Annotated in this window: 10 protein-coding genes and 2 pseudogenes; 3 read left to right on the top strand and 9 right to left on the bottom strand. The window is 60.6% G+C overall.

Translation table 11 applies throughout. The features are described 5' to 3' along the window. Nucleotides 1–283: 283 nt before the first annotated feature. The gene (locus AC1D2N_RS31550; RefSeq protein ID WP_018246736.1) at nucleotides 284–1,024 is read right to left on the bottom strand and encodes a DUF4231 domain-containing protein; all 741 of its coding nucleotides are present in this window, start codon (nucleotides 1,022–1,024) and stop codon (nucleotides 284–286) included. Nucleotides 1,025–1,318: 294 nt separating this feature from the next. Next, nucleotides 1,319–2,461, bottom strand: coding sequence for a M24 family metallopeptidase (locus AC1D2N_RS31545; RefSeq protein WP_028732348.1), 1,143 nt, complete (start codon nucleotides 2,459–2,461; stop codon nucleotides 1,319–1,321). Between the two features lie 115 nt (nucleotides 2,462–2,576). Between AC1D2N_RS31545 and AC1D2N_RS31540 the strand changes: the two genes are divergently transcribed. Next, nucleotides 2,577–3,875 carry an alpha/beta fold hydrolase gene (locus AC1D2N_RS31540; protein ID WP_130654039.1) on the top strand — a complete coding sequence of 433 codons (1,299 nt, stop codon included), beginning with the start codon at nucleotides 2,577–2,579 and terminating at the stop codon, nucleotides 3,873–3,875. A 29-nt stretch (nucleotides 3,876–3,904) separates the two neighbouring features. On the opposite strand, the gene AC1D2N_RS31535 is transcribed toward AC1D2N_RS31540, so the two are convergent. After that, entirely contained in the window at nucleotides 3,905–4,609 is a 705-nt protein-coding gene (locus AC1D2N_RS31535) for a GntR family transcriptional regulator (RefSeq protein ID WP_018446087.1), read from the bottom strand. Between the two features lie 151 nt (nucleotides 4,610–4,760). On the opposite strand from AC1D2N_RS31535, the gene AC1D2N_RS31530 reads away from it, so the two are divergent. Beyond that, nucleotides 4,761–5,672, top strand: coding sequence for a dihydrodipicolinate synthase family protein (locus tag AC1D2N_RS31530; protein ID WP_018446088.1), 912 nt, complete (start codon nucleotides 4,761–4,763; stop codon nucleotides 5,670–5,672). A 49-nt stretch (nucleotides 5,673–5,721) separates the two neighbouring features. Here AC1D2N_RS31530 and AC1D2N_RS31525 read toward each other — a convergent pair. The 5 genes and pseudogenes from AC1D2N_RS31525 to AC1D2N_RS31505 all read right to left on the bottom strand — a co-directional run bounded on the left by AC1D2N_RS31525 (nucleotide 5,722) and on the right by AC1D2N_RS31505 (nucleotide 11,920). After that, a pseudogene (locus AC1D2N_RS31525) lies at nucleotides 5,722–6,818 on the bottom strand (ABC transporter ATP-binding protein). 9 nt (nucleotides 6,819–6,827) lie between these two features. Beyond that, nucleotides 6,828–8,771 (bottom strand): glycoside hydrolase family 127 protein, encoded by a 1,944-nt coding sequence (locus AC1D2N_RS31520; RefSeq protein WP_130654041.1) that lies wholly within the window; start codon nucleotides 8,769–8,771, stop codon nucleotides 6,828–6,830. A 27-nt stretch (nucleotides 8,772–8,798) separates the two neighbouring features. Next, complete coding sequence (locus AC1D2N_RS31515; RefSeq protein WP_112907901.1) at nucleotides 8,799–9,668, bottom strand: carbohydrate ABC transporter permease; 870 nt, start codon at nucleotides 9,666–9,668, stop codon at nucleotides 8,799–8,801. After that, nucleotides 9,668–10,590, bottom strand: a pseudogene (locus tag AC1D2N_RS31510) (carbohydrate ABC transporter permease). Before AC1D2N_RS31510 ends, AC1D2N_RS31515 begins: the two are co-directional and overlap by 1 nt. Nucleotides 10,591–10,672: 82 nt before the next feature. Beyond that, complete coding sequence (locus AC1D2N_RS31505; RefSeq protein ID WP_130654042.1) at nucleotides 10,673–11,920, bottom strand: ABC transporter substrate-binding protein; 1,248 nt, start codon at nucleotides 11,918–11,920, stop codon at nucleotides 10,673–10,675. A gap of 179 nt (nucleotides 11,921–12,099) precedes the next feature. Here AC1D2N_RS31505 and AC1D2N_RS31500 point away from each other — a divergent pair, with 179 nt between their 5' ends. Further along, the gene (locus AC1D2N_RS31500) at nucleotides 12,100–13,116 is read left to right on the top strand and encodes a LacI family DNA-binding transcriptional regulator (protein WP_018246727.1); all 1,017 of its coding nucleotides are present in this window, start codon (nucleotides 12,100–12,102) and stop codon (nucleotides 13,114–13,116) included. 41 nt (nucleotides 13,117–13,157) lie between these two features. Here AC1D2N_RS31500 and AC1D2N_RS31495 read toward each other — a convergent pair whose 3' ends face one another. Next, nucleotides 13,158–14,216 (bottom strand): LacI family DNA-binding transcriptional regulator, encoded by a 1,059-nt coding sequence (locus AC1D2N_RS31495; protein ID WP_130654043.1) that lies wholly within the window; start codon nucleotides 14,214–14,216, stop codon nucleotides 13,158–13,160. Between the last annotated feature and the right edge of the window lie 62 nt (nucleotides 14,217–14,278).

Genomic DNA, 14,278 nt, shown 5'->3' with positions numbered 1-14,278 from the left:
CCAGTTCTACGGCCAAGCCGGCCGGTCGATCAGCTGGCCCGTTTCAGCCAACCCGAAGGGCCGGGCATCTTTCCGCCAGGATCAAAGGCGATCGGCTCGGACGTACCGGGAGGTATGCCCGTCGCCAATCGCCTCTGCCCTGACGAAAATCTGCTCCGGCAGAATGCTTCAATCTAACCCGGAAAGGCTCTAGCGCGGGTGAGCTGGCTTACCTGAGCGGGCAAGATGGCGCCCGCTCAGGAGAACGGCTCGGTCGATCCCGCCGCCGAATGCCGACAAGGGCTCAGGGATTGGCTGCGGTGGTCCCTACAAAGAACTGGTTGAGTTGCTTCATCTCCAGCGCATGAGCGCGCTTTCTAAGAGCGACGGCCTGTTTGAGCGTCGCTAGCTCATCCGTTATGTCAATGAGATGAGCCTCGGCGACGAGCATCTCCGCTTCGACCCTTCCCTGCTCTCTCAATTGCCAGACGTCCCGGATGCGGAATTGAACAATGATCGTGCCGAAAAGCGCCACGAGCGCGGAGGTCGCCATTGGGAGCCATTGGGGGATAATCGTGCCATAAGCCGAAAATAATGAAGAGAGGCCGCTCAGAACGATGATCCCCAATGTGAGAAAATTCCAGAGATACTGATTCACCCTGGAGGATCGCGCATACCAGTTTCGATGCGTCCGCAGGTCACGCAAAGCCTGCCTTTTGATCTCGACCATATCCGATGGAAGCATCTTTTCTGCTCTCTCTTGATCGATCTCCCGTCTTGCTGCCAAAATCACGTTGATGACAACGATAGTTATCCCGAAGGTAATCATGAACCAGGCGATGTAGTGCAAAGGGACGTCATCGAGAATGACGTTTGGAAAAAACTCAGGTTGAAAAAATTCGATTAAAGCGCCAAGCGATATCAAGAATACAGAAAAGACAACCACTGCAACCGAAAGCATCGCTGCTATATTTCTATATCTACCATTCAGTGTCATTTTCTGCAATTGCGCGGAGTCATCCTCATCCTTTCTGAACAAGTCCATCATCCTATCCTCAACACTGCAGGTTTAACCGCAGTCAACCTTGTACTACGTCAGAAAGCAAGTAACGTTTGCGAAGAAATACTTTATCGATCGAATTGCAGGCAGCCCTGGGTCCCGTCGATATGTCCGATGCCGCGAGAACCAACCGCCATATCGCCAACGTTCAGGCTGGGATAGCCTCCGCCTCTTGAATCCTGTCGCTTCAGGATAGGCTGATCGCCAGCGGTCGGTCGAGATCGCGGGCAATATATTGCTGGATCTGCCGGACGAGAGCGGGCAGGAGATGGTGCCCGCTCAGGAGAATGGCTCGGTCGGTCCTGCCGCTGGATTGGTGAGCCAGCACGGTCCCTCGTCGGTCATGTACATATGGTCTTCCAGCCGGATCCCGAATTCCCCGGGGAAGACGATCATCGGTTCGTTGGAAAAACACATGCCGGCGGCAAGCGGCGCGTCGTTGCCGCGAACGATGTAGGGTTCCTCGTGGATCTCGAGCCCGAGGCCATGACCGGCGCGATGCGGCAAACCTGGCAGGCGATAGTCGGGGCCGAGGGAGTGTTTGGCAAGCACCTTGCGGGCCGCATCGTCGAGGCTCGAGCAGGCGGCGCCGATCCGGGCCGCGTCGAAGACGGCCTGTTGCGCCTCGCGCTCGATCCACCAAGCCCGTTCGAACGCGCTGTTGCCGCCCTCTAGCATATAGGTCCTGGTGATATCGGAATGATAACCGTCGATCCGGCAGCCGGTATCGACGAGAATGACGTCGTCGCGACCAAGGACCTGATCGCCGTCGGCGCCATGCGGAAGCGAGGTCGCCGCGCCGAAGGAGACGATGCAGAATGTCGAGCCGGCATCGGCGCCGGCCTGGCGATGCTGCCGGTCGATGAAATCCACCACTTCGGATGATTTGATGCCCGGCTTCAAAAGCCCATGCACTTGCCTGTGGACGTCAAGTGTCAGGTCCATCGCATACTGAATGAGGGCAATCTCCGCGGCCGATTTTATGCAACGCAGGTCGCGGATCAGTCGCCCGCCATCGGCAAGCCTCGCCTCGCCCATCTCCGCTGCCAATGCATGATAGAAGAAAAGCGGCAAACCATCGTCGAGGGCAAGTCTGCCGCCCTGGGCAACAAGGCGGGCGATGAGAGCGGCGCTGCTCTCCTCCTCTTCCCAGACCAGGATTTCCCCCGGCAGATGCGGCAGCGTTTCGACACGGCTGCGCTCGAACCCCGGCACGATGTAGGAAATGGTCGCTTGCGTGACGAGCGCGCCGAGGAACCTCTCGCTCGGATGCCAGACCAGCCCCGTGAAGTAACGCAGGCTTTCGGTCGGTCCAAGAAGCACGGCAGCCAAGCCTCCGGCTTCGATCATTTTGCGAAGCCTGGCGAGGCGGTTCTGCCGTTCGTCCTCAGTTATGCGGGGTACCGTATGCTGCCATGACATGTTGTCTTCCTGCTTTTCCTGCGCTTCCAGATCGATGAAGCCCTCGCCTTGCAGCTTGAACCGACACTAATGCCGCTGTAGGCAATATGTCGACATGAAAAATGAGGAGATGGCGATGGCGGTCGAATACACCATACCGGGCATGCTGATACGCGATCATATGGTCGACGTTCCCCTGGATTGGTCGAAGCCGGAGGGGGAGACGATCCGGGTTTTCGCACGCGAAGTATGCGATCCCGCCCGCCGTCGCGAAACATTGCCGTTGCTGGCTTTCCTGCAAGGCGGCCCTGGCGGAAAATCGCCGCGGCCGAGCAATGGCGGGCCGCCATGGCTTGCCGAAGCCCTGAAGACGCACCGCGTTATCCTGATCGACCAGCGCGGCACTGGGCGCAGCAGCCGGATCGAAAGTGCGACGATGGAGCACTTTGCCGACGGCAGGGCCGCAGCCGACTATCTCACCCTCTTTCGTGCCGACAGCATCGTTGCCGATTGCGAACATCTGAGGAAAACCGTCTTCGGCGGCGGACGCTGGCAGACGCTCGGCCAGAGCTATGGCGGCTTCCTGACGCTTACCTATCTCTCGAAGGCGCCGGAGGGACTTTCCGCCTGTTATGTCACCGGCGGCCTTGCCGGCCTTGGGGCGACGGCCGATGATGTCTATCGGCGCACCTACCCGCGCGTCGCCGAAAAGAACGCCGCCTATTACCGCCGCTACCCCGGGGATGCCGAGCGCATCAGCCGGATCGCCGACTATATCGAGGCCAACGAGGTGCGGCTGCCCGATGGCGATCGCCTATCCGTTCGCCGCTTTCAGACTATCGGCATCGATTTCGGCATGGCGCCGGGTTACGAGAACATCCATTGGCTGGTCGACGAGGCTTTCTCCGGTCCCAATGAAGACCGTCTCTCTGATCGCTTCCTCGCGTCCGTGATGTCGCTGACCTCCTATGACGACAATCCGCTCTTCGCCGTTTTGCAGGAAAGCATCTATGGCCAGGCCGGGACGCCGAGTGCCTGGGCGGCCGAACGCATCCGCGCCGAGCATCCGGCCTTTGCCGGCGACCGGCGGCCGCTGCTGTTGACGGGGGAGATGATGTATCCCTGGATGTTCGAGGAAATTCGCTCGCTCAGGGCTTTCAGGGCGGGTGTCGAGGCGCTGGCCACGCATGAGCGCTACGTGCCGCTCTATGCCCCGGCACGTCTCGCTGTAAATGAGGTGCCGGTCGCCGCCGTCATCTATCATGACGACATGTATGTCGATGCCGGGCTTTCGCTCGAAACAGCGCGCCACGTCGCCAACGTGCAGGCATGGGTGACCAACGAATTCGAGCACGACGGTGTCCGCCAATCGGCGGCTGTCCTGCGCAGGCTGATGACCTTGGTCAGGGAGCAGAGCGGCCCCCTCGCCCCCTGAGGCTCGAACGGTTCATTGCTCTCGTCGCATCAGGACATGCTGATCGCCACCGGCCGATCCAGGTCGCGGGCGATATATTCCTGGATCTGGCGAACGATCTGCCCGGCGTGGGCGATCGCCAGGCGGTCGGCCCGCTCGACGTCACCGGCCTCGATCGCGGCGATGATCTCCTCGTGTTCGTCGACATACTGGCGCGGCAGACGGTCGTCGAATGTCGAGTAGTAAAGGCGCAGGATGCGGCGGCCCTCGTCGAGCAGCCTGGCGAAGAAGGCGGTGTAATAGGAATTGCCGGCAAGTTCGGCAATCGCGACGTGAAATTCGCGGTTCGCCTCGATCATCGCATAGGCATCGCGCGCGGCAACGGCATCGGCGAAGTCCTTCTGATGCCGGCGGACGGTCTTCATGATGTCGCCGTTTCGCCGTTGCGCCGCGCCACGGGTCGTCACCCGGTACATCAGCGTCAACGCTTCGAAATAGGTGGGCAGGCTTGCGAAATCGATTGTCGCAACGATCGTGTTCCTGTTCGGGAGCGTCGTGACGAGCCCGTCGGCGGCGAGTCGCAACAGCGCCTCGCGAATGGGAGTCCGCGACATCCGGAAACGTTCCGACAGGCGCACCTCGTCGAGCGGACTGCCGGGTTCCAGCGCCATCGACAGGATTTCCCGCCTGAGCGTCACATAGACGCTCTGCGTGCCAGAGCCGCGCACCCGCACATTTTCCGCGTCGTTCCGCATTCGTCCGCCCTCTTTCGTTAGAGCCTTGTATTTCGTTTCGGCCGATTCCCGCAATGTCGGTCTTCGGGGGGCCTCAAATTTGTAAGCTCACATCATTGAATCTTGTCGACAGTTTGTATATAAGGCAACTAATTTCAACGAGGCTCGATCAATGACCACAGGATGGAAGGGCGTATTTCCCGCCGTAACGACACAGTTCAACGAAGATCTTTCCGTTGATTTGCCCTCGACCCAGCGCGTCCAGGACGCGCTTGTAAACGATGGCGTCAATGGACTGATCGTCATGGGCACATGTGGCGAGAACAACTCGCTGGACCCCGAGGAGAAGCGCACGATCTTGAAAGCTGCCGTCGAGGTCGTCAACGGCCGCGTTCCCGTGGTGACGGGCGTGTCCGAATTCGACACGCGCCGTGCCGTCGCCTATGCTCGCGACGCCGAAAAGCTCGGCGCCGACGGACTTATGCTGCTGCCGGCCATGGTTTATGTGCCGAAGCCCGAAGAGCTGATTGCACATTTCCGCACCGTCGCCGAAGCGACCTCGCTGCCGATCATGCTGTACAACAACCCGCCGGCGTACCGCGTCAATATCGGCGCCGATGTGCTGAAGGTGCTTGCCGACGTGCCGAACATCAAGGCGGTCAAGGAAAGTGCGCCGGATCCGCGCCGCTTCACCGATCTCATCAATGAATTCGGCGATCGTTTCGATATCTTCGCAGGTCTCGACGACGTAGCGCTTGAAGGCCTGATGCTCGGCGCCAAGGGCTGGGTCTCGGGCTTGACCAGCGCCTTCCCGGAGGAATCCGTGCAGCTCGTTGCCGCCGCCGAACGCGGCGACTGGGAAGAGGCCCGCAAGATCTATCGCTGGTTCATGCCGCTTCTGCACCTCGATGCCGAACACGATCTCGTGCAGTCGATCAAGCTTGCCGAGCAGATCATGGGCCGCGGCTCCGAGCGCGTCCGCCTGCCGCGCCTGCCGCTTTCGGGTGCCCGCCGCGCCGAAGTCACCGCCATGGTCGAGAAGGCCGCTGCCACGCGTCCTTCGAAGATCCGCCAGGCTGCCTGATCAACGAGGCCGGCGACCCCGCGGTTGCCGGCCTTTCCGTGTTTGCAGTTCAGGCAAGCGCCAGCGACCGGCCGGTCGCCGGATCGAACAGATGCATCTGGTTCATGTTGAACGAGAGCGGCATAGTCGACATCGGCCTGGGCCCGCTCTCGGGATCGATGCAGGCGCAAAGACTTGCCTCGCCGATGCCGAAATAGACCATGGTCTCCGGCCCGAGTGGCTCCACAAGATCAATCTTAGCTTCGATGTCGGCATAGGACGGGCCTGGCGGTCGGTGATCGATTCCGGCCTGATCCCGAACACGACTGATTTGCCGACATGGCTGGCATAGTCGCCGGCGCGCGCCTCAGGCACCGGAAGCTCGCTACCGTCAGTCAGTTTGACGACGAGACCCTTCTCTCCTGATAGCAGCGTCGCGGACAGGAAATTCATCGACGGTGAGCCAATGAAGCCGGCGACGAACTGGCTGACGGGCCGATGATAGAGCGCCTGCGGCGGTCCCGCCTGTTCGATGATGCCACCATTCATCACCACGACACGATCCGCCATGGTCATCGCCTCGACCTGGTCGTGTGTGACGTAGACGGTCGTCGTCGGCAACAGCTGGTGCAGCCGCTTGATCTCCGTGCGCATCTGCACGCGAAGCTTGGCATCGAGGTTAGACAGCGGCTCGTCGAAGAGAAAGACTTTCGGGTTCCGCACGATCGCACGCCCCATCGCGACGCGCTGGCGCTGGCCGCCCGAAAGCTGGCCCGGGCGCCGGCCGAGCAGCTCGCTGATATGCAGGGTTTCCGCCGCCCTGATGATACGCGCGTCGATCTCGCTCTTGGCGAGCTTCTGCTGCTCCAGGCAGAACGAAATATTCTCCCGCACCGTCATGTGCGGATAGAGCGCGTAGTTCTGAAAGACCATGGCGATATCGCGTTTGCCCGGGCCGAGCCGGTTGACGACCTGGTCGCCGATCACGATATCACCGCCGGTAATGTGTTCGAGACCCGCAATCATGCGCAATGTTGTCGATTTTCCGCATCCCGACGGGCCCACGAAAACGACGAATTCATTGTCTTCGATGTCAAGGCTGATGCCGCGCACGGCCTCGTAGATGCCATAGGATTTGACGATGCTCTTGAGTTCCAGCCGTGCCATGGTTTTCTCCTAGACCTCCTGCAACCAGATCGCCATCGCTCCGGGCTCGCGATTGGCCCAGAGGTGATAGGGGATCGCCGTGAAGGGCCGCTCCTTTAGCGAGGGAGGCGCGGTGCGATAGAGCACATTCTGCCAATCGGCTATATCGGCTTCGAGCGCAGTGCCTTCGAGGACGGTCGCTCCGCCGAGAAGCGCGGCATCGTAACGGGCAGAAATTTCCTCAGATGCCGGCAGGCGGAGCCGCTGCGGCTCGCCGCCGAGGTCGGTCTCCTCGATGCAATAGACGACAGGCCCGCGCCGCAGTGCGACGCGTCCGCCGTCTTCGGAGACGGCAGGATGCGCGTAGATGCGCTCGACCGGCATCGAGAAGCCGATGCGGACCTCGTCACCATTGCGCCATTCCCTTGATATTGCTGCATAACCCTTCGTCACGCATTGATCGAGATCGACGGCAGCACCATTGACCGAGACCTGCGCCTGCCTGCACCATCCGGGGATGCGAAGACGAAGCTGAAACCGGCTTGGCCGCTCGACGGCGAACCGCAGGCTGATGTCACCATCCCAGGGATATTGCGTCTCCTGGATCAGGCGCACGAAGTTGTCGCCGACTGTCAGTTCGGCGGAATTGGTGCCGTAGAGATGGATGGCGAGCTCATGATCACCCGTGGAATAGAAATATTGGCCGAGCGACGTGATGAAACGGGCAATGTTGGTCGGGCAGCAGGGGCAGTAATGCCATTTCCACCGGCGGTGCTGCCCGTGGCTTTCAAGGACGTTCTCATAGAAATAATGTTCGCCGTCGCGCGAGATGCCGGAAAGCGCGCCGTTGTAGAGCACCGTTTCCAGCCTGTCGGTGAACTTGCTGTCGAGATCGACCTGTGCCATGCGATGGCTCCAGAAGCCGAGCGCTACGGCTGCGCATGTCTCGGCATAGGCTGTCCCGTTCGGCAGGTCGAATTCCCGGGTGAACCCTTCATTGGATGCCGATGGGCCAAGGCCGCCGGTCACGTAGAGCTGGCGGCTGACCAGATTGTCGAAAAGCCGGTCGCAGGCCGCCTTCAATGTCGGATCGTCGTTCTCATGGGAGAGATCCGCCATCGCAGAAAACAGATACATGGCGCGAACCGCGTGTCCGACGACCTGGTGCTGGTCGCGCACCGGCATATGGGCCTGGCTATAGGCATATGTCTCATAGACGTAATCATCAGGGCTCTCGCCGCGCTTGCGAGCCTCCTCGTCGTAATATGAGGGCATCCGGCCACGTTCGTCGACGAAATAGGTCGCAAGCTTCAGATGCCGCGGATCGCGCGTCACGCGATAGAGCTTGACCAGCGCCAGCTCGATTTCCTCATGGGCATCGTAACCCCTGAGCTTTCCGGGCTCCGCGCCGAAGGTGGCGATGATATGGTCGACGGCGCGGATCATCACATTGAGGAAACGACGCTTTCCCGTCGCCTCGTAGTAGGCGACGGCCCCTTCCAGCAGGTGGCCCATCGAATACATCTCGTGCAGATCGCGCAGATTGGTCCAGCGCCTGTCCGGCTCGCGGCGAATGAACCAGCTGTTGAGGTAGCCATCCGCCATCTGCCCTTTTTCGAGCTTTTCGACGATAGCGTCGATCTTCGTTTCGAGCACAGCATTCGGGTGAGCCTTCAGCGTGTAGCTTGCGGCCTCGATCCATTTGCCGAAATCGGAATCGAAGAAATGCTGCATCGACAGTCCGCTCGGCTGGATCGGGCGCACCAGCGGCCCGGCCGGCTTGTCAAAATCGAGCACCTCGAGGAAGCCCTCCTCTTCCAGCCGCTTGTGCTGCGTCGGGATGGTGACGTTGCGAACCGTCTCGGTCCAGCTCTGCCAGAAACCGCCATCGAATACGACACCGGTATGGTCGGCAGGCCTGTATCGCTGCCGTCCCGCAGCGCGTGCCGGTTGAAAGCGAGGTGAGCTGGTCATGAGGACTCCTGAGCGGGACGAGCGCTGTTACTTCACGGCGCCGGCCGTCAGGCCGCGCACGTAATATCGTTGCAAGAGAAGGAAAAGCAGGATGCAGGGGACCATGGTCACGGCTATGCCGGCCTGCAGCGCGCCCCAGTCGATGATGCCGTAGATGCCCGACGAAACATTCACCAGCATGATCGGCAGCGTGAACTTGTTCTGATCGGACAGGAAGATGAGGGCAGCGAGGAATTCGTTCCAGGAATTCAGGAAGGCGAACATCGCAACGGTGGCGACACCGGGAAGCGCGATCGGCAGCATGATCCGGCGCAGGATCGTCGCCTGCGAAGCACCGTCAATCCGCGCCGCTTCGATCAGCGCCTTCGGCACCGCGTCGAAGGCGTTGCGCATCATGAAAACGGAAAAAGGAAGCTGGAAGGTCACATAGATCAGCACCAGGCCGAGAAGGCTGTTCTGCAGCCGGAAGACTTTCAGGATCAGGAAAAGCGGCGTCAGGATCGACTGGAACGGAATCATCATCGTCGCCATGATCAGCACGAAGAGCAGCGACTGACCGGGAAAGCGGAATTTCGAAAAGCCGTATCCCGCCGGCACCGAGACGAGCACCGTCAGGATCACCGTTCCGGCAGCGATCAGCACCGAATTGCCGGCATAGACGTACCAGCCGGCGCCGACATGTTCGAGGCGGCGGTAATTTTCGAGCGAGAAGGCTTTCGAGAAAAGCGCTGCCGGATCGGCAAGTGCTGCGGCCGCGGGCTTGAAGGAATTGGCGAAGGACCAGACGATCGGCATCACGAAGAAGACGGCAAAGACGCATGCCGTCAGAACGAAGGCGAGATAACCGAGCCGCTCGCTCGCCGGCTTCGCCGCGAGATTATAATTGAGCCGTTCCATCAACCCTCCTCCGGCCGCTGGCGCAGCAGGACGAACTGGATCGCACTGATCGCCACCAGGACGACGAGCAGGCAAAGGAGATCGCCGAGCCATAACCGAGACGGTAGGATGAGAACGACGCGAGATAGATCGAGAAGACCGCGGAGATCGTGCTGTTCTCAGGGCCGCCCTGGGTGATGATGAAGAACTGGTCGAAGGCCAGCATCGACGAAGTGACGTTGAGGACGAGCGCCAGCACGACCGAGTTCCTCATCAAAGGCAGCGTGATACGGCGAAACCGGCTCCAGACGCTGGCGCCGTCGATCCTGGCGGCTTCGATGACGTCGTTGGATATGCTCTGCAGGCCGGTCAGAAGGATGATCATCGTGAAGCCCGCTGTTTTCCAGACGACCATTAGGATGACGACGCCGAGTGCTGGCCAGAAACTTTCGAGCGGCCTCGGGGCGCTGTCGATAATGCCTGCTCCGCGCAGCAACTGCGCAAAGACGCCGCTATCGGGATTGAGCAGCCACATCCACAATGTCGAGGCCGCCCCGAAGCCGATGACGACGGGCATGAAATAGATCGTGCGGAAAAAGCCGGCGATCCGCAGCGGCCGGTCGACGAGCAGCGCCAAAGGAAAGGCCACCAGGAAGATCGCAGCCGTGACCAGCACCGTGTAGAGCAGCGTGAAACCCAGGGAATGCCAGAGCTGGGTATCGCCGATCAGCTCGGCATAGTTGGAAAGGCCGATGAATTTCGTCCGGCCAAGAAGCGGCCAGTTGTAGAAGCTCATCCAGACCGTCATGACAAGCGGCACGAGGAAAAGCACGACGATGAACAGCAAGCCCGGCAGGATGAAGGCAAGACCAAGCCAACCCTTTGGCTCGGGTTCTCCGGTCGCGACTGCGCGCCTCCGGCTGCGAAGTGTCGAGGATACCACCGCAACTCCTCCTTCCGCTTGAAAGTCGAGATGTGAAATGGACGGCAGGGCATCCACAGATACCCTGCCGAAACGCGTTGGCTTAGTCCGGATTGGTGCGTTCAAGGATGCGGGTGAAGTCGGCCTGCGTCTTGGCGATCGTTCCGTCGACATCGTCGCCGAAGATCGTGCCCTGGATCAGATTGAGGAAGGGTCCGGTGCGGCTGACGAAGAGTTCGTCGGACGAAAATGTGTAAGGCGTGCGCCCCTTGGCGAGGATATTGTAGGCGACGAGATTGCGCTGGTCGAACTTCGCATAGGCTTCCGCTGCGAGGTCGGTGCGCGACGGCATCCCCGATTCCTGGGTGATGTAGACCTGCTGCTCGGGCTGCATGTAGAAATTGACGAAGTCGAGCGCGACTTTCTTCTTCTCTTCGCTGATGCCCTTAATCAGGGAAAGCGTATCGCCGCCGGCAAAGCTCGATTCACCGCCCTTCGGTCCGGGGATCGGTGCGACGGCGAATTTCACGTCGGGATATTTGCTGGTCAGCAGATTGACGATGTAGGAGCCGGTCATCAGGATGCCGACCTTGCCCGAGGCGAAGGCCTCGACGGCATTGTTGCCGTTGCCGGAACGCGAGGTGGGATGGATCGCACCGGCCTTCCACATATCGCGATAGGCAGCGATGGTCTCACGCAGCGCCGGCGTATCGACCGTGGCGTTGCGGCCGTCATCGCTCAGCACATCGGCACTGGCGGCCCAGAGATGCGGCAGGAAATCGTAGATCAGCCAGCTTCCCGAATTAGCGACGAAATAGAAGCCATAGGTCTCGTTGCCGAGCGCGGCGATCTTCTTGGCGTCGGTGGCAATCTCCTCCATCGACGCCGGCGCCTTGTTCGGATCGAGGCCGGCCTTGGTGAACAGATCGGTATTATAAGCAATGATGGAGGCATCCGGCAGGGCCGGCACGCCGTAGATCTTGCCGTCATAGGTGGCAAGGCGGATGTGGGACGGGCTCATGGCCGCGGAATAAGGCAGCCCCTTCACGAAGTCGGAGATATCCTCGAGACCGTCCGCGGCGGCAAAGGTCGGGAGATAGATCAGGTCGAGCACGGCACCGTCAGGAGCCGCGCTGCCGGCAATCGCCGCACCCAGCTTCGGCACCATTTGCTCCGCCGTGATCTGGGTGACATTGACCTTGTCGGAGTGAGAGGCGTTGTATTTGTCTGCCAACCCCTGAAGGACGGCGCCGGACGACGTGCGCACCCATAGGGTGATTTCTTCGGCGCCGGCGAGAGAAGAGCTTGCCAGCAGTGCAAGAGCGGTGATCGTCGTTTTCAGTCGAAGCATGCTTGTTCCCCTTTTTCTCGTTCAGGCCTCAGGCCATCGGACGAAATGGACGTTAGATCAGAAATTTTTTGGTGTCGACAGTCTGTGTGCAAAAATATGATGTGAGTTTGATAAAACCTTTTAACAGCACATTTTTTTCTGCTAAAAGCTTTTATCATGAATCGACTATGAGGCGGCACTTGAAGAATACGGGCGATCGAAGACGGACGATTTATGATGTGGCGAAGGCTGCAGGCGTCAGCATTTCGACGGCGTCCAACGCGCTGAACGACACCGGCCGGACGAATGCCGAAACACGCGAGCGGGTCCGGCGCGTGGCGGAGGAGATCGGATTTCGGCCCAATGCACTCGCCCGTGGGTTGCTAAGCAAGCGAAGCCATGCGATCGGCATGCTGACGAACGACACCTATGGCCGACTGACGCTGCCGATGGCGGCCGGGGTATCGGAGGTGCTGGTCGATCACGGCGTGTCCGTCTTCCTCTGCGCCACGAATAATGATCCGAGGCTCGCCCAGCTGCATCTGGAGGCGCTTCTCGACCGGCAGGTCGACGGCATCATATTCACCGCGACCCGCCTCGACCTCACGCCGCCAGTCCAGCTGTCCCGCCTGCCGATACCCGTCGTCTACGTCTTTGCCGAGGGGCCGGCTGACAGCGTCACCTTCTTTCCGGATGACGAACAGGGCGCCCGCCTCGCCGTCGACCACCTGAAAGAACTCGGTCGATCGCGGATCCTCCACATCACCGGACCGCGGGATTATCTCGCCGCTCGCATCCGCGCCCAATCCTATCTTGACGCCTGCGGCGACGGTGCCGAAGCGATGTTCGGCGACTGGTCGGAGGAATGGGGTCACGAGGCCGTTCAGTCGGTGTTTGCCCGGCCCGGCGCAAAGCCCGACGCCATCTTCTGCGGCAGCGACGAGATCGCCCGCGGTGTCATCGACGCGCTACGCGACCTCAATGTGGAGATTCCCACGGATGTCGCCGTGGTCGGCTTCGACAATTGGGAGGTCGTCGCACGGCAAACGCGCCCGCCGCTGACCACCATCGACATGGAGTTGAAGGAACTGGGCCATCGCGCCGGCCTGGCAATCCTCAGCCTCTCCAAGGGTGAGCCGGTCCCTGCCGGCATCACCAAATTGCCCTGTCGCCTGGTCGTGCGGCAGTCTTGCGGCAGCCCCCTTCAATCCGGCTGAGAACGACGGCAAGCAACACAGCAAGCCGGCCGTCGTCGCTATTATCTGTCCGTGGAATTGCCGGAACGGGTCAGGCTGTTGCGGCTGACCAGCGATGGTATCTGGAGAATATGCTCGGAAGCGGTGCGGCCTTCTATTCTGGAAATGAGGGCCCGGGTTGCGACCTGACCGAGCTCCCTGCCCGACTGATCGATGCTTGCGAGGTTGACGAGGCCGAGTGCTGCGGTCGACGAATTGTCGTATCCGATGACGGCGAGATCTTCGGGCACGCGCACACCCATCTCCATAGCTAGGCTCAGAAGGGTGATCGCGTCGAGATCGCTCCAGCAGAAAACGGCGCGCGGCCTGTCCTTCCTCGATAGGAACTTTCGCATCGCCTCTTCCCGCTTCGGCGAAGCAATGGGAATTTTGCCGATCGCTGGCGAGGAGCCGAGCCCGCCACGCTGCATCGCCCGGCGAAATCCGATCTCACGCTGGCGGACGACGGAGACCGCGTGCCCCTGGCGCTCGCCGAGACTGAGCATTTCGATGTCGCGATAACCGCAGGCCAGAAGCGCTTCCACGGCGATCTCCGCGCCGCGCTGATCGTCTGCGTTGACGGTATCGAAGGCCGTAGCGCTGGCATCGTGGTAACCGACCGCGACGATCGGTATCTGGACTGCGAACTTTGCGAGGATCTCCGAGGGCAAACGCGGCGCAACGAGGATAAGGCCGTCCATCTTGTAGTCGATCATCGACTCGATCAACGACGTCTCCAGCTGCACGCGCGCATCGCTGACGCCGATCATCGCCTGGTAGTGCGAAGGCGCCAGCACCCCGTTTACGCCGGCAATCACCTCCGGAAGGAAAGGATTGCGGATATCGATCAGGAGCACTCCGATGGTGAAACTCCGGCCACGCAGCCCTCTAGCTGCCCGCGAGGGGCGATATGCGAGTGCCTCGATGGCATCAGTCACCCTTGCGCGCAGCGCATCACTGACGCCGTAGGCATTTCGCATCACCTTGGAAACCGCTGCGACCGATACGCCTGCGTGAGTTGCCACCGTCCGGATCGTCACGCGATCGTTGCGTTGCGGCTTTTGTTTTTCTTCGATTGACATGAAATCTCTGGCTTGCTGCGGATCGTCGACATCGCCCGCAGAACCACCATGGCAGACTGGCA

The organism is Rhizobium sp. P1_B8 (genome assembly GCF_056406515.1).
This window is presented reverse-complemented; position numbering and strand designations above follow the sequence as displayed.